This is a genomic window from Bacteroides sp. MSK.18.37, from assembly GCF_019129155.2.
GTDB classification, from domain to species: Bacteria; Bacteroidota; Bacteroidia; order Bacteroidales; family Bacteroidaceae; genus Bacteroides; species Bacteroides ovatus.
On sequence record NZ_JAHOIB020000001.1, the window covers coordinates 3,487,944 to 3,505,319 of the forward strand.

Here is a 17,376-nt window from a genome sequence, read left to right on the forward strand (position 1 = left end):
CTGCACTGGAAATCCTAATCGCTCTGTTCCGGGGAGTATAATTTCTATATAAATGATAAACTAAAGTGCTGAATCTACTCTGATTGTTGTTGGGTGGAACCATGTTGTGCTCTGAATTGAGAAGGAGTCATTCCTTTCATTTCTTTAAATAACGTACTGAAATATCGTTGATAAGTGAAACCTACCTGCTCTGATATTTCAGTAATGCTCATGCCAGACTGAGTTAAAAGAATGATTGCTTTGTCGATTCTTCTACGATTGATATAATCGTTTGCTCCCATGCCGGTCAGTTCCTTGATCTTATTATATAAGGATGTCCGGCTCATTGCCATTTGAGTAGTCAGGAATTTCACATCCAAATCTGGTTGAGACAGATTCTGATCGATCATTTCATTCAATTTGATCATAAATTGTTCATCCGCATTGCTGAAAGTGGCCTCTTGCGGAGACAGAATGAATTGATTGCCCCTGTATCTGGACTTAATATATTCACGATTTCTCATCTGGTTTTGGATCACGCTAAGGAGCATTTCCATTTCAAATGGTTTGGGTAAATAGGCATCAGCTCCTAATTTGTATCCTAACATCTGGCTTTCAGAATCGGCTCTGGCGGTAAGCAGGATGACAGGGATATGGCTAATATTCAGATTCTCTTTAATTTCCTTGCATAGCTGATAGCCATTCATTTGTGGCATCATTACATCACTTACTATAATGTCCGGTTGCTGTTGCTTAATAACTTCCAGTGCTACCAGTCCATTTTCTGCCTGATAGATCTTCTTGAATTTATCTTTAAGGGCACTTTTTAAGAATTCCCTTAAGTCCTGTTTGTCTTCTACAATCAACAGTGAATACCCTTGTAGAGAGAAAGCCTCGGATTCTATTTTCTCTTCTTCCTCCGGAGAACTTAAAAGTTCGTTGAGGTAGGAATGTTGAGGACATGATACTTCTTGTTCTTGTAGATTAGCCGGTATTTCATAAAAGAATGTGGCCCCTCTGTCTTTATTATTGAAAGCGCCCATCCTACCTCCATGTAAGTCAATCAACATTTTAGCATAAGATAAACCGATACCACTTCCTCCCTCATTATGTTTGCCTTGGTAGAAACGGGTAAAGAGCTTTTTTATATCTACATTATCCAATCCGATTCCCTGGTCTTGTACGTGTACTTGTATACTTTCATTTGTACGGATTGTTTTTATGACGATACGAGTCTGATTGGGACTATATTTCAAAGCATTCATAATCAGATTGGAAAGAACAACTTTGCATTTGGTGTCATCATACGCGATATATTGTATGCTGTCGTCAAAGTCGTATGTAATTTCAATTTCTTTGGCCTTCGATGCAGTTTGAAATGTTTCTGCCACTTCCTGTATCCACTTGTGCAAAGGATGCGAAGAGATGTGTAGCACTTCCTGCCCTACCTCCATTTTGCGTGCATCAAGCACGATGTTGATAATATCTTTCATCTGATTGGCCTGCTTGAATGCACCCTGTAGATATTCCGGTAGCTCGTCTTGCTTCACCTCTTTATTGAGAATTCGTTTCAGGGAAGCATAGATGAGTGTCAAAGGGGTGCGTAGCTCATGGCTGATATTGATTAAGAAGCGTATTTTCTCTTCATATATCTTCTTCTCATGTTCCCGCATCTCACGTTTCAGCCGATTTTCTTTTTTTCTTATCAAACTAAAGAAGACCATTCCTGCCACTAGAAATGCAAAGAAAATGCATAGTATAATAAACCAGGTAGATTTCCACCAAGGAGGTGAGACTATAATAGTTAAGATCTCTGTCGGCTGGCTCCATTCACCGTTGGAGGTGTCGCAGGATACGCTGATGGTATATTCTCCTGATGCTAATGTACCCAATTCGAGTGTCTGGAGATAACTCTCGATCACCATTTTGTCTTTTCCTGTGATGACATATCGGAAAAGGTGTTTTCGGAAGGAGTTCTTTTCGTCAGCAATCACTTTAATGTTGAACGATGAATGATTCCAGGGAATCGAAATACAGTTATTATTAACCTGTTTCAGAGTTGATTTACCATTCAGTTTTACTTCAAGTAGCTTGAGAATAGGAGACGAATTGCTTTCGAAAATAATATCCGTATTAATGCGTACCAGTCCCATAGTACCTCCCATATACAGATTGGGAGTACGAAGAGCAGGAATAGGGGTAAATATCAATTCGTTGGAAGGAACTCCATCGGATTCGTCCAGGATAACAAAACGTTTTTCGTTGATAATATACGCAAAGAACATGTTCTGTGCTCCTATCCAGACTTTTCCTTTTTTATCATAGGCAAGGCTGGATACACTGTTGAACAAGTTGGTATGTATTTTTTCTGTTTTTCCAGTCTGTTTATTATAGAAGAGCAGTCCGAAATTACTTCCTATCCAAAAGTTACCTTTATCATCCCGGCAGGCCGATGTGAAATCATCTCCCTCTTTCATATTGACTAATGAAGATAGTTCGTTAGTTTTGAAGTTTAGTTTAAACAGGTTATTGGTTCCCATTAGATACAGATGCGTATCGTCGGAATAAATTGCCTGCATAGCTATTTGGCGTTGAATGTCTATTTGGGGTGCGTAGAGAATAGATGTTTGCCGGGTATGCTTGTTATAGATATAGACTTTTGCTCCTAATATGTAAATATTATCTTTTGTAGCATATAGATTTACCAAATCACCGGATGAAAATTCTCTTTTCGAAATAGAGTCATTGATAATGGGAAAAGGTTGCATCTGTGCAGTTCTCTTATTAAAGGTAAATACCCCTTTATTAAAACATGATAATAAGAGCTCATTTTCAGAAAAATTTGTGATAGAGGTAACTTTCTCCCCGTATGTAGTAGGGTAATGATGAAATGTATTCGTTTTTTGGTCAAATGAGTTGATACCTCCTCCGTCTGTTCCAATCCAAAGCAATGTATCCTTATCTTCAAAGATGCTAACCACGGTACGTTCGCTAATTCCATTGAGATTGTTCAGTGGAACATCTTTATAGGTTTTGATGAACACTTTCTTAATGGCGAATAATCCTCCGTGTATACTGCCTATCCATATATTGTCCATCTGATCTTTATACAGCCGGTAGATAGAGTTATTCGGCAAGGATTGTTCATCATCGGAAATATGTTTAAGATGAGAGAACTTCATAGTCTGGAAGTCAAGTATGTTGATACCTCCTCCGTCAGTAGCTATCCAAAGTTGGTTGTCTTTTTCAAGAAAATCAAAAATGATATCGTTGTTGAGCCCGGAATTTTTGGTGGATAAACTGAAAAGCCTTTTCCCCTCTTTCGAGTAGCAGGCTATTCCTTTGCCATAGAATGATACCCAAAGCCGGTTTTGAGAGTCAACAAATATGGTGTTTATCTCGCGCTCTTTTACAAATGGACATCGATACATTTTCTTTTTTGTCAAGTCGTACATCCAAAGCCCGTCTTTTTTACTGCTGGTTATCAGCACATCGGGACTCCACTGAAAGATGCGATTGATACATTTTAACTTGTCTCCATCGATGTCGGGGAAGATTGTCGTAATACTTTTATCCGTCAGATTGTATTGGTATAAAGTTTCTTCTCCTCCAAACAGGAAATTGTCACCTATTTGAAGATAAGACCAAGCGTTAAATGGCTTCCCGTTATATTTCAATGGCTGAAACTGATTTTCTGCTTTATTGTAGATGGCAATTCCTTTATTGGTAGAAACGTATAAATCGCCTAAACGATCCTCTGTAATAAAACGAATGAAATTGTCGGGCAATGAGTTGGGCTGCTCCCGGTCATGAAAATAACTTTTCAGTTCAGATTGGTCATAACTATTTAACCCCCATTTGGTACCTATCCATATTACTCCTAAATGATCTCTGTAAATGCACTGCACTCTTGATTGTGACAATCCCTGTTCCAAAGAAATTTGTCTGAAGTAGTAGTCTTGTTGTTCAGCCTTGGTAGAAAGAACAAAGAATAATATCCAGATTAGAAAAGAATACCTCTTTAGTACGTGTGCTTTTGACATAGTTATGTTCTTTTGATAGAGCAAATATAAAAGAAGTTATGAAACTGTACAATAGATTTCATCTTCTTTTGTCCACAAAGCTCATTAGATAGCTCGAAAGGATATTCAGAATGATCCTTTTGAACAGTAGCGGACTAATTATGGATGTTATTTGATCTCTATTTCCATGCTTTGCGCCTATATTTGCACAGTTAACACTAAATACGAAACGTATTAAACCTTAAAAAAAAGACTATTTACTATGAATACATCCTAAAACTGTAGAATGAAGAGGTGGCGGAGTAATGTTGGGAACATTTTGAATGCCTTGACTTGTATCTAAAATTCCTAAAAATCTAATATTATTATATTCTAACTAAATGAAAAGTATATGGATAATCTAAGAAAAACGCTTGGCTGCTTGCTACTATTTCTTTTTGCAGCAGTTACATCTACTTATGCACAGGTTGCAAAGCAGTATTCGGGTACTGTTACGGATGCCGACAGCAATGAACCTATCATCGGTGTCAACGTAACTCTTAAAGATGCACAAACTGGTACCGTAACGGATATTTCCGGAAAGTTCTCGATTAGTGCTCCTGTTGGCTCTACACTATCATTCTCTTATATCGGATACGTGACTAAAGAGGTTAAACTGGGAACGAATACCAGTTTGAAGATTACAATGCAGGAAGATCAGAACCAATTGAGTGAAGTAGTGGTCATTGGCTATGGTGCAGTGAAAAAATCAGATATAACAGGTGCTGTGGCTTCTGTTTCTTCCAAACAATTTAAGGATCAGCCGGTAAAGCGGGTGGAAGATATTCTGCAAGGACGTACTGCAGGTGTGGCAGTGACGAGCGTAAATGGTTTACCTGGTGGTACAGTTAAAGTTCGTGTTCGTGGTACTACTTCTCTTAATACCAGCAATGACCCCTTGTATGTCATCGATGGCATTATGTCTGGTGGACTAGATGTAAATCCTGCTGACATTCAATCTATTGAAGTTCTGAAGGATGCTTCGGCAACGGCTATTTATGGCTCACGCGGCGCTAATGGTGTGGTATTGGTAACTACTAAAAAAGGGGTGGAAGGTAAAGTGCAGATTTATGCAGATGTGGCTATAGGCGTATCGAACATCCTTAAAAAATATGACTTACTGAATGCTTATGAATATGCGACTGCATTAAAGGAGTATAATGGTATCTCATTTGCAGATGATGAGATGGAAGCCTATAAGAATGGCTCCAAAGGCATTGACTGGCAGAATTTGATGTTGCAGACCGGTATTAGTCAGGACTATAAATTAGGTATTTCGGGTGGAACGGCTAAAAATAAGTATCTTATTTCAGCCAATGTACTGAATATGACAGCCATGACCATCACGACCAAGTATCAACGTGCACAGTTGCGGATAAATTTGGATAATGAACTCACCAAGTGGTTGACACTTTCTACCAAAATTAATGCTTCACGTACTCACAGTCATAATGGGGGTATTGACATTATGAACTTTCTGAACTATTCTCCTACGATGGAAATGAAAGATCCGGTAACGGGCGTTTATAATATGGACCCTTATAATTCAGTAAACGGAAACCCTTATGGTGCACGTGTCGCAAATTATGGTGACTCATACGTGTATGCTTTGAATACTAATATGGATTTGACTTTCAAAATAATGAAAGGGTTGACATTGTCTGTACAGGGTGCTGCTAATTACTCTCATGTTCCGAGTTACTCTTTCACCTCGTCATTAGCAAAACCCGGACAAATTAGTGGTATGGAAAATGCGAGCAGGATGAATCTATTCTGGCAGAATACCAATAATGTGACTTATAACACAAGTTTCGGCGATCATCATCTGACTGCAACAGCTGTATTTGAAGCAAGTGGTGCCGAAGGCAGAAATCTAAAATTGACCGGAAGTGATTTAGCCAATGAGTTTGTTGGTTATTGGAATGCAAAAAATGCAAAGACACGCGATGGAGAGAATGGCTATTCCGCAGAAGCTATTGTGTCCGGGCTTGGTCGAATTATGTACAATTACAAAGGGAAGTATATGCTGACAGGTACTTTCCGTGCCGACGGTTCATCTAAGTTTCAGAAGAATAATAAGTGGGGATATTTTCCGTCAGCAGCTGTTGCTTGGGATGTTGCTAAAGAAAACTTTATGAGCAAACAAAACATTGTCCAGCAATTGAAACTAAGAGCCAGTTTTGGTGTTGTTGGTAATCAAAGTATCGGTGCTTACACAACATTAGGTATGTTGGCTCCTACAAATTATGACGGTTATGGTAGCGATGCAATCCATACCGGTTATTGGACTGGAAATCTCGCTACACCGGATGTAACTTGGGAAAGCACCTATCAGTATAACATAGGTTTGGACGCCAGTGTTTTAGACGGTCGCTTGAGTTTTACAGCCGAATGGTTCCGAAAGGATACTAAGGACCTGTTGCTTCGCAAACCTGCTCCTCAGTATAACGGAGGTGGCTCTTTCTGGGTCAACCAAGGTGAAGTTAGAAACTCTGGTGTTGAATTCACCATTACAGCTACTCCTTTGACAGACAAAGATATATTTGGTTGGGAAACATCGCTGAATGCATCTTATTTAAAGAATAAGATAATCGATCTGGCAGGTAGTGATTTTATCGTTGGGGAGAATTATACAAGTATTGGCGGTGGTCCCATTCAAATTAAAAAAGTAGGGTATCCGATTGGCTCTTTCTATCTTTATGAATGGGCAAACTTTAATGACCAGGGCGCCAACTTGTATAAACATCAATCTAATGGAAGTTTGACAACCAATCCGGGTGCTGACGATCTGGTTACTAAAGGGCAGGCCGAGCCTAATTGGACTTTCGGATGGAATAATACATTCACTTGGAAAAACTGGACGCTCAATCTCTTTATCAATGCTGCATTAGGACAAGATAGACTGAATGTAAGCCGCTATGCGATGGGATCTATGACAGGTGTATATCGCTTCATCTCTTTATCCGATGCTTATTACAAAAGTTGGGATAAAGTAGCCAATAAAGCAGATGCTGTGTATGCAAGTCATAAAAATTCAGATAATAGAAACTATCCTGATTCCGATTTCTGGCTTGAAGATGCATCATTTGTGAGACTGAAAAATATAAGCCTTACGTATAATATTCCTAAGAAGATAACGAAAGTAGCCGATATTCAACTGTCGGTCAGTGCTCAAAACCTGTTTACATTAACGAAATACACAGGTATGGACCCAGAAGTGTACAGTGAATCCGATTATGGCTTTAATGGTGTGGATATGGGATCTTATCCTGTTCCAAGAACATTCACTTTTGGTATGAAACTTAACTTTTAATCTTTTAACTATACATGGATATGAAAACAATATATAGAATATTCAAATCTGTCGGACTAGCATTGATAGCACTTTGGATGGTGTCTTGCCAGGATTTACTGACAGAAGATCCTAAGGGGCAGTTGGCGGTAACTAATTTCTTTAATTCAAAAGGTGATCTGGACTTGGCTCTGAATGGAATGTATTCCAAAGTTGCGAGTGATATGTATGCAAATATCTGGGCAGGTTTCGAATCAGTGATGGGTGATGATATTTCTACACACCCTGCAGCTAATAAACAGGGGTTGCGTGAGGTAGATACTTATAATGTTTCGGACAATAACACTTGGGTGACTGAATTGTGGGGTGCTCGTTGGAGATTGGTAAAAGCTGCTAATTTCATTATAGATAATGCCGGACGAACTCCGGAGGTGAGCCAGGAAGAGAAAGATGCAGCCATTGGACAAGCTTATTATTGGCGTGCCTATTCTTATTTTTACTTTGTAATGGCTTGGGGAGAGGTACCTATGGTTGTGAAAGATGAAATCAATTACAACATGCCATTGGCAACCGTTCCTGAAATTTACGAGCTGATTGTATCTGATCTGAAAAAGGCAGAAACAATGGTCCCTGCTAATTATACTAAAGAACCCTACGCAAGAAATGGGGTAAACATTGCTGTTAGTCAAGGAGCTGTAAAAGCAACATTGGCTTATGTGTATATGGCAATGGCGGGATGGCCGTTGAACAAAGGAACAGAATATTATCAACTGGCCGCTGCAAAGGCAAAAGAAGTAATCGATGCTGCGAAGAAAGGTACTTACTACTACAAATTATTACCTGATTATAAGCAAGTATATTCGATGGAGTATAATAAGAATAATCCTGAAGTGTTGCTTGGCGTTTACTATAATTTGGGAATAGATGCACTTACCAATGCCCCTTTAGCTGATTTCCTGGCAGACTATGCTTATGGTGGCGGTGGATGGGGAGATACGAACGGAGAAATTAAATTCTGGTATGATTTCCCGGAAGGCTCACGCAAAGATGCATCTTATTTCCCGAAAATCATATTGAAGAATGAAACTAAGTTGCGTGATTGGTGGGAAGACCCCAATCCGGAAGCGCCACGTGTGGTTGTTGCTCCCTGTTTCATGAAGAAAGTAGAAACGACCACTGGAGAAGAATTCGACTATACGAATCCGAAGATTTCGATGAATCAGAATGGAGAAAAGACGCATCAGATTATTCGCTTGGCAGAAGTATATTGCTGGTATGCCGAAGCCGTAGGTCGTTCAAAAACAGGCAGTATCACGGAAGCTGTCAACTTATTGAATGAGGTACGCAATCGTGCCAATGGATCTGTTGTTGCAGACCGGGATATCTATAAGACAACCATGTCGTATGATGATCTGGCAGAAGCTGCCTATAATGAACATGGCTGGGAAATAGCCGGATATTATTGGGGAAATATTGCCACTAGAGCAAGGGATATGTTTCGCATGAATCGCATTAAAGATCATTTTGAATACAGAAAATTAAATCCGGAGATTGAAGTGGCTCCCGGAGTCTTCAGGAAAGAAGCTGTTTCCGTATCTGGTACGTGGAATGACAGTAAAATGTATCTTCCCCGTCCTTTTGTAGATTCGTCTATTAATCCGAATTTGAAGAACTGAATGAAACAATAAAAACAATCATTATGAAACTAAGATATTTATATTTAGCAATAGGTGTATTATGTAATGCCTCTTTAGTATCATGCGGTGATAGCTTCAAAGAGAAAACAGAGATTGTTGCATGCGGAATCTCCACAAATGCTTTAACATTCGGAGTCTCCTCTACTGAAGTTCAGACTGTAGATATTACGTCAGAAGCAGCTTGGGAAGTTGCAGTGGATCAGGCAGGTGGTAATTGGCTTACTGTTTCTCCTTTGGAAGGAACTGGTAATGGTACGTTAACAATTGCTGCTGATAAGAATAACGGCCCAAAACGCAGTGCAACCTTGACCATAGCGGCGAAAGGTGCTGAACTTCGAACCATCACAGTTATTCAGGATGGCTATAAAGGAACCATTTATAATTACGGTGACTTTACTGGATTGCAAAAGACGGGGCTTGTGGCAGGGATCAATCCGATCACTATCGTAGATAATGACGAATGTGAAGATGGAAAAGCGTTAAGAATCTATACCCGGGCAGGTGAAGAGTATGAAGGTACTAATGGGGACCGTTTCAAGGTGCAGACAACAACGCAATTCGGATCAGGTCGTTATGAATGGAGGATATATGTCCCTAAATTCGGAATGAATGACCGGGCCAGTATTGGAGCATTTTTATATTTTGACGATGGGCATGAATTGGATTTTGAAATTTGTTCCGGTACAGCTGCAGACCGTGCAGCACATAGTGCCGGACCAGATGATATGCTGTGCCTTGTGACTAGTCAGGCTAATCCTTTTTTCTCTGAATTCACGCCTATTAAGGGGGATGCTTGGCATACGTTTGTATTGGATTTGAAGTTAGAAAATAAGAAATATCTGGCGGAGTGGTCGGTTGATGGTAAAGTTTTAAAGAGGGCACAATTAGATTATGGTGAAGAGGCTTATTTCCGTGCTATATCTAGTGTCGAGAATCTTTATGGTATGGGCGATCATGCGGCAACTCAAGAAAATTATGCCTTATTTGATTATCTTGAATATGTTCCTTATGATTATTCAATGAAGCCGATTATCGAAGGTCAGCTTCCTCCCGAACCAGAGGGAACAACAGTGAAGTGGGACTTTGAGGAAGCTGGTTTTGTTCCTGTTGGATGGACTAACAATGGAGGAACGATTGCGGATGGAAGTTTGAATCTATCTAACGGGAATAACTTCGTTTATGGTCCGGAGATAGGAGCTGGAAAATATACATGGGAAATAGATGTTCCTTTGGTAGGGGTAGGTGAAAAATGGTTGGCAGGTGGTAATATCGCTGCAACTAATGCTGAAGAAAGGTCATTCTCTATGTTTGTTTTCTCGGGTACTGAAAATGATCGTGCGGCTTGTACGGTTCCTCCTGTTCCTGGTCAGATGCTGGTACGTTGTTATACGGAAGCTATGGGAGTTTACGGTGTACCTATTGATCCGGGTAAACACACTTTGACTATTGACCTTAGACTTAATGCAGATGGTGCATATTGGGCGGCATGGATTATAGATGGTGAAGTGGCGAAAACATTTACTACTTGGTATACTCCGGCACAGTTTAAATTTGGATTCTCAATGATGACCTTTGCTGATGGAGGTGGCTGGCAAGGAGATAAGCCTACTGCAAAGACATATACAGTCAAATATGACTATATAGAATATAAGAAGTATAATTATGATGAAGAATAACAGTTTACTTTACATTCAATGAGGTATTTAAGTATAATTGGAACAGCTATATGCTGTGTAATGTTGGTAATGACGAGTGTTTCCTGCAAGCAGGAAACATTCTCTTCCACCACCCAGGAGAAGAAAGTAGCTCCTTGGTATGTCTATATAGATGGAAGCTCTTTTAAGGATATAGAGCCAGTGAAAGAGATTATTAGTTCCATTAGCGTTTTCGGGAATCCTCCGAAATCATTTATCGATGAATGTCATCAGAATCATATCGAAGTATATCAGGCTGTAGGTGGGAATGAAGAAACGATTGATACGCCACAGAAAAGAAAGGCGCTTGTTGAGAAGTATGTAAGTGATTGCAATGCAAACGGATATGATGGAATAGATCTTGATCTCGAACATTTGAACCCTGATATTCAGGATGCATATACCGAATTCCTGAAACTGGCTTCAAAAGAACTCCATGCTGTTGGAAAGAAATTAAGCCATTGCGTTAGTTTTTATCCGGCTTTGTATCAGGATAACGAAACTAAGATGTTTCACGATCCGGCAGTTTTGAATACTACTTGCGACTTAGTTAGAGTGATGTGTTACGATATGTATTTTGCACCTGGGATAGATAAGCCCGAGCTCAAACATAGGGATGATTGTATGGGCATTGGACCTACGTCTAATTATCTATGGACTAGAGAGGCGATGCTTTTCTGGATGAAACATATTCCAAATGATAAATTAGTGATGGCGTTGCCTGCTTATGCAAATGATTATGCTGTAACTGGCGGCATCAAAGGAAGGCAGATTTACCAATCTGTGCCTGACAGTATAAATGGAATTTTGCCTTCTCCTATCTGGTTATGTTATGAAAAGGTAAACATGTATCTGTATGATGGTACTGATGGTAATCGGCATCTGTTTTATGCAAGTGATGCCAGAAGTACGGAAGCGCTACTTGAACTAGCTGATGAACTGGGAATCTCTCAAATCGGTTTTTGGCACTTTAATAGCGTAGATCCGCAAATGTGGGATACTGCCGCAAAGTGGCAAAAGAAATAATAAGATAATAAATCGACCTTGTAAATAATATAGCTTTATTCTCATCCCCCCATTTAGAGAAAAGTTATTCTTAACAATAAGAGGCCGCAAAGGTATGAATCCGTATCTTTGTGGCTTTTTATTTTTTTCTTACCTTTGGGGGACTTAACATAACCCCCAAAAATGAAGAACATGAAAAAGATCTTTTTACTCATTTTCGTCATTCTATTTATTTTTCCGGTACAGGCTCAACATACATTGAGACTGATGACTTATAATATTAAAAATGCGAACGGCATGGATGATATTTGCAGTTTTCAACGGGTAGCCAATGTGATAAATAATGCTTCTCCTGATGTTGTGGCTATACAAGAGGTAGACAGTATGACCCGTCGGAGCGGGCAGAAATATGTGCTGGGTGAAATAGCTGAACGTACACAGATGCATGCCTGTTTTGCACCTGCTATAGAGTTTGAAGGAGGTAAATATGGAATCGGACTGTTGACAAAGCAAGTTCCGCTACGTTTACAAACTATCCCTTTACCTGGTAGAGAAGAGGCCCGCACCTTGATTCTGGCAGAATTTGAGGATTATATTTATTGTTGTACTCATCTGTCATTAACGGAAGGAGATCGCATGAAGTCCCTGGAAATAGTGAAGTCATTGATTGCTTCCTATAAAAAGCCTCTTTTTCTAGCCGGAGATATGAATGCTGAACCTGAATCCGATTTCATCAAAGAATTGCAAAAGGATTTTCAAATACTCTCCAATCCGGAAAAGCATACTTATCCTGCTCCCGATCCAAAAGAGGCCATTGATTATATTGCCGTGTCAAAGCAAAACGCTACCGGATTTGCTGTCATATCTGCGAAAGTAGTTAATGAGCTAATGGCTTCCGACCATCGTCCCATACTTGTGGAATTGCGTACCGCTGAAAAGGCAGACAAGATATTCCGTACTAAACCTTATTTGCAGAATCCTGTGGGTAATGGCATTACTGTGATGTGGGAAACAACCGTTCCTTCTTATTGCTGGGTGGAATATGGCACAGATACTACCCGGCTGGAACGTGCGCGTATGATTGTTGACGGTCAGGTGGTCTGCAATAACAAGCTGCATAAAATACGTATAGATGGCTTACAGCCCGGACAGAAATATTATTATCGTGTGTGTTCGCAAGAGATGTTGCTTTATCAGGCATATAAAAAGGTATTTGGAAATACAGCACAATCGACCTTCAGTGAATTTACTCTTCCTGTTGCTGATACAGAGTCTTTTACCGCTATTGTTTTTAATGATTTGCATCAACATACCAATACTTTCCGTACTCTATGTAAACAAATACAGGATGTTAAGTATGATTTTGTTGTTTTCAATGGTGACTGTGTGGATGATCCTGTGGATCACGAGCAGGCAACCACATTTATCAGTGAACTGACCGAAGGAGTGTGTGGCGATCGCATACCGACTTTCTTTATGCGTGGCAACCATGAAATCCGCAATGCCTATTCTATCGGTTTGCGTGACCATTTTGATTATGTGGGAGATAAAACTTATGCCTCTTTTAACTGGGGAGATACCCGTATCGTCATGTTGGATTGTGGAGAAGATAAACCGGACGACCATTGGGTATATTATGGCTTGAACGATTTTACTCAATTGCGTAATGAACAGGTTGATTTTCTGAAAAAAGAACTGTCTGCCAAAGAATTCAAGAAAGCAAAGAAACGTGTCCTTATTCATCATATTCCGCTTTACGGTAATTATGAAAAGAATCTCTGTGCAGATCTGTGGACTAAATTATTGGAAAAAGCACCTTTTAATGTCAGTCTGAATGCACATACCCATAAATACGCTTACCATCCGAAAGGGGAACTGGGTAATAATTATCCAGTTATTATTGGTGGAGGATATAAGATGGACAGTGCTACGGTGATGATTCTGGAAAAGAAGAACGATGAATTGAGGATTAAGGTGCTGAATGTAAGGGGAGAGGTTTTACTGGATATAACAGTCTAAAGTCTCTAATAACTTTATAATTCATGGAGGTGCGCCAGACTTCTAGACACACCTCCATGAATTAGTTATTTCATAAAGTGCTATTCGGAGAAATATGTATAATAGAAATTCTCTATATATCCGTCATAGTTTTTGCTTTCCTCTTTGATACAACTATTTTCGTCATATTCGAATGTGTAAGTAGCTGTACTGGATGAATGTTGCCAACCACTGCTCGTATGGCAATTAGCCGAAGCTTTTCCAAAGAGACCAGTTTCAACCAGCCAACGACTAGCTCCACTGCTTTCCGCATAGATGCAATGTGCTCCGCTCACATTAGGCACGGCAGAATAGGTCTGAACCTTAAACTGCTCTACTCCATCTGAAAATCTGGTCCATTGCATAATATTTCCATTTTCTATGGTGATGTTAGATGCAATATTGCCATTCTTTTCAACTTTGGTCATGTAGCCATTCTCATCATAAGTATATTCGTAAGTGTTGGAACCATCTACAAAAGTTGCAACATAACCTTGGTCATTTAAAGTCATGTTATATGCGTTCTTACCTGTCACTGTGATATTATTTCCGTCATAAGCAAAGAGCCATTCTCTATCCAACTCTCCTTCATATAGCCTGTAGACACGTTTAACCGTACCATTGTCATTATATTCGTAATACCATTTATCCCAGTCGTCCGCAAAAGTGGCTATCCGATAAACTGTTACTTCAGAGGTTGTTGTAAAAGTGATTTCTGCATAGTCTGAATCTTCAAAATAGATTGATCCGGTTTTTTGAGCTTTTACTTTGAATGTATAACTTTTTTCCGGCTCTAAACCTGTCAGTTGAATTGTATTTTGGTCAGTACTTTGTTCACTACCGTTGTTCAAGCTATAAATATAAGCTGTTGCGTTTCCTATGGCTTTCCATGTAATAACAGCAGAACTCTCTTTTACATCAGGAACAGTAACTTCCGGTTTATCCAGAATGTTTGTACTGGGATGATTGTCGTCATCACTGCAAGCAGTCGTACCTAGTACTACTGCCAGCATGGCTAATAAGTAAAAATACTTTTTCATGTTGTTCTATTTAAGGTTAATAATTAGTTTCCGGCAACTACTATCATTCCCAAACCAACCAGGAAGAAGATAAACATCAAGGCCAGTAGTTGATTAACAGATTTCGTTGAACCTTTAAATTCTTTCCAGATAAATACTCCCCAAATAGCGGCAATAAGTGGTGCGCCTTGTCCTAGTGCATAAGATACCGCCGGACCAGCTTCTCCTGATGCGATATAGCTGAACGCGGAACCAAGTCCCCATATCGCTCCACCAAGCATTCCGCATATATGAGTTTTCGTGTTTCCTTTAAAGTATTCGGAGTAGCTGACTTTTTCTCCGACAAAAGGACATTTCATTACTAATGTGTTGAAAACAAAATTGCTTAGTAATACGCCTATTGAAAAAACAAAGATGGCAGAATAAGGAGTCATCATTCCTATAGCAGGAGAATTGAAGTTTTCTACGTCCATACCTTTCACTACGAACCTGTAGAACAAAGACATCAGTACACCGGCAATTAATGCAATGATAATTCCCTTTTTGTTGTTTTTCCTGCTTTCTTCTCCCTTTTGCATTTTTCCGGAAGCCACTCCATTGCAAATGATAGCAATAACAATGAGAGCTACACCGCCAAATAAAAGCAAAGGATTACCAGTTGGAATTCCCAGATAATTGACGATTACCCCTAATACCAATGCAATGCCAACTCCTAAAGGAAAAGCAACAGACATACCAGCCAAGGAAATAGACGCTGAAAGAAGAATGTTTGAAGCATTAAATATTACGCCCCCCAAGATAACCCAACCAATGCTGTCTCCTGATGCTTGTCCCAGATCTTCCAGGAATGAACGTCCGGTATCTCCATGACTACCCATTGTGAAGCCTAGTAAGATGGTGAACAATACCATTCCAATCACATAATCCCAATAAAAAAGTTCATAACGCCAATTTTTGGAAACTAGTTTTTGGGTATTACCCCAGGAACCCCAACAAATCATGGTTACGATGCAGAATATAACTGCCAATAAATAACTGTTTACTGTGAACATACTATTAGTATTTAATTGTTAAACATGAATTCTGTTATTTAAATATAGTATCCAATCTTCCCAATAAGTGAAAACATTGGCTTCTTTACATTTTCTTGACCGGAACTCATGTTCCAGGTCCGATTCTTTCAAAAGGATATGTATATTACTACTAAAACCATATTCTTTTGATTCGGGGAGTATCTCTATCCAGCATCTGGGATATCTTTTGTAAGAGTTGACTGCTTTTATAAGATTTTGAGCATCATTTTCGTTGCCGATGGCATTTACACAGACTATGCCGGTAAACAAATTTTCTCCCTGAATGGCTTCTATACCTTCTTTGATATTATCTCCCAAAGTGATTAAAGCCCGCATACGTTGGGAACCTCTGATGCCGGAGAGTTGCTTTTCTATATCAGAAATTGTTTCTGACAGGTCTGTGTTAGCTTTTACGAAACAAAGAACAGCAGGCCATGTTTTATTCTCATCTACCATTTGATGAAACTGACTGACGAGAACCTTTTGCTGTTGTTCGTTAATTTCTCCCTGTACATAGATAATAGGATATTTTCTTGTGCTTCCTTGAGCCTGTTCCGGATAATAGACCGTTGCATTGGCTGTTTGGATAAACGGAGTCTCATTCGGAAGACTACTCTCACTATTTCCTGACCGCTTTCCATTGAAATATTCGTTTATGAATCTGAATGCTTTGGGCAGTGCAGTATTCCAGCAGGTGAAATCATGTCCTCCTGAACGTACTTCCCATTCATGAGGTATTTGTCTTTCCAGTAATAATCGGTGCAGTTCTTCATTACTTTCGCAAAGAGTACCTTCTTTATCTCCAATATCCAGCATGATGCCAAATCCTTTTAAATCGGAATTGCGGAGGGTGGAAAGAATGTGGTAGGGTGAATGTTGTTTATAGTAACTGGTTAGGCGCTGCTTACCATTCTTTCCCACTCCTCCGAAAATCCGTCCCCATTGATTGTCCCATCCTTTTTGTGGCCCTTCTTCTATGTATTGTTTTTCTGTACGGATGGATGGCGATAACGCAACGACAGAGCCGAATAAGTGGCGGTTGCGCAAACTAACGGATAATGCTCCGAATCCTCCCATAGAGAAACCAATGATCGAGCGTCCATTAATATCCTTGCGAGTACGATAGTTGTTATCTATATATGGAACCAGTTCTTTGATAAAGAAAGTTTCATAAAGGGAACTGCCATCATAAGTGTCACTGTAATAAGACAGGTAACCGTCAGGAATAACCATAATGAAAGGTTGAATCTTTCCTTCTTTTATCATTTTATCCATTACACGGGCAACGTTGCCGTATTCGAGCCAACTGGTATAATCACCTCCTATTCCATGAAACATGTATAAGACTGGATATTCTGTTTCTGAATGTTCATAACCTTCCGGTAAGATAATGGAGTAGGAGACTTCTTGCTTTAGGGACGGACTGTAAATACTCATCCCTTCTTTTTCTATGGGAAGTGCCCAAGCTCCATCTATACCTGATAGAAATAGGATAATATATAACAGTATCTTCTTCATA

The 17,376-nt window shown here is 39.6% G+C and carries 9 protein-coding genes; 5 read left to right on the top strand and 4 right to left on the bottom strand.

The features are described 5' to 3' along the window. Window positions 1-74: 74 nt before the first annotated feature. Entirely contained in the window at window positions 75-4,022 is a 3,948-nt protein-coding gene (locus KSX81_RS13780) for a two-component regulator propeller domain-containing protein (protein ID WP_195401481.1), read from the bottom strand. 370 nt (window positions 4,023-4,392) lie between these two features. Between KSX81_RS13780 and KSX81_RS13785 the strand changes: the two genes are divergently transcribed. The 5 genes from KSX81_RS13785 (at window position 4,393) to KSX81_RS13805 (ending at window position 13,747) form a co-directional block, all read left to right on the top strand. After that, window positions 4,393-7,353, top strand: a complete 2,961-nt coding sequence (locus KSX81_RS13785) for a SusC/RagA family TonB-linked outer membrane protein (protein ID WP_004296468.1) — start codon at window positions 4,393-4,395, stop codon at window positions 7,351-7,353. Window positions 7,354-7,373: 20 nt separating this feature from the next. Continuing rightward, window positions 7,374-9,008, top strand: coding sequence for a RagB/SusD family nutrient uptake outer membrane protein (locus KSX81_RS13790; protein ID WP_032844229.1), 1,635 nt, complete (start codon window positions 7,374-7,376; stop codon window positions 9,006-9,008). Between the two features lie 23 nt (window positions 9,009-9,031). Further along, window positions 9,032-10,705 (top strand): BACON domain-containing protein, encoded by a 1,674-nt coding sequence (locus KSX81_RS13795; protein ID WP_004296466.1) that lies wholly within the window; start codon window positions 9,032-9,034, stop codon window positions 10,703-10,705. Window positions 10,706-10,765: 60 nt separating this feature from the next. Continuing rightward, complete coding sequence (locus tag KSX81_RS13800; RefSeq protein ID WP_004296465.1) at window positions 10,766-11,749, top strand: glycosyl hydrolase family 18 protein; 984 nt, start codon at window positions 10,766-10,768, stop codon at window positions 11,747-11,749. 171 nt (window positions 11,750-11,920) lie between these two features. Next, window positions 11,921-13,747, top strand: a complete 1,827-nt coding sequence (locus tag KSX81_RS13805) for an endonuclease/exonuclease/phosphatase family protein (protein WP_004323115.1) — start codon at window positions 11,921-11,923, stop codon at window positions 13,745-13,747. 80 nt (window positions 13,748-13,827) lie between these two features. Here the strand turns inward: KSX81_RS13805 and KSX81_RS13810 are convergent, their stop codons facing one another. From KSX81_RS13810 to KSX81_RS13820, 3 genes are read right to left on the bottom strand one after another with little or no spacing between them, the layout of a single operon-like run. Next, entirely contained in the window at window positions 13,828-14,805 is a 978-nt protein-coding gene (locus tag KSX81_RS13810) for a fibronectin type III domain-containing protein (protein WP_004296463.1), read from the bottom strand. Between the two features lie 23 nt (window positions 14,806-14,828). After that, entirely contained in the window at window positions 14,829-15,836 is a 1,008-nt protein-coding gene (locus KSX81_RS13815) for a GRP family sugar transporter (RefSeq protein ID WP_004323116.1), read from the bottom strand. Between the two features lie 18 nt (window positions 15,837-15,854). Further along, window positions 15,855-17,375, bottom strand: coding sequence for an alpha/beta hydrolase (locus tag KSX81_RS13820; protein WP_004296461.1), 1,521 nt, complete (start codon window positions 17,373-17,375; stop codon window positions 15,855-15,857). Window position 17,376 lies beyond the last annotated feature (1 nt).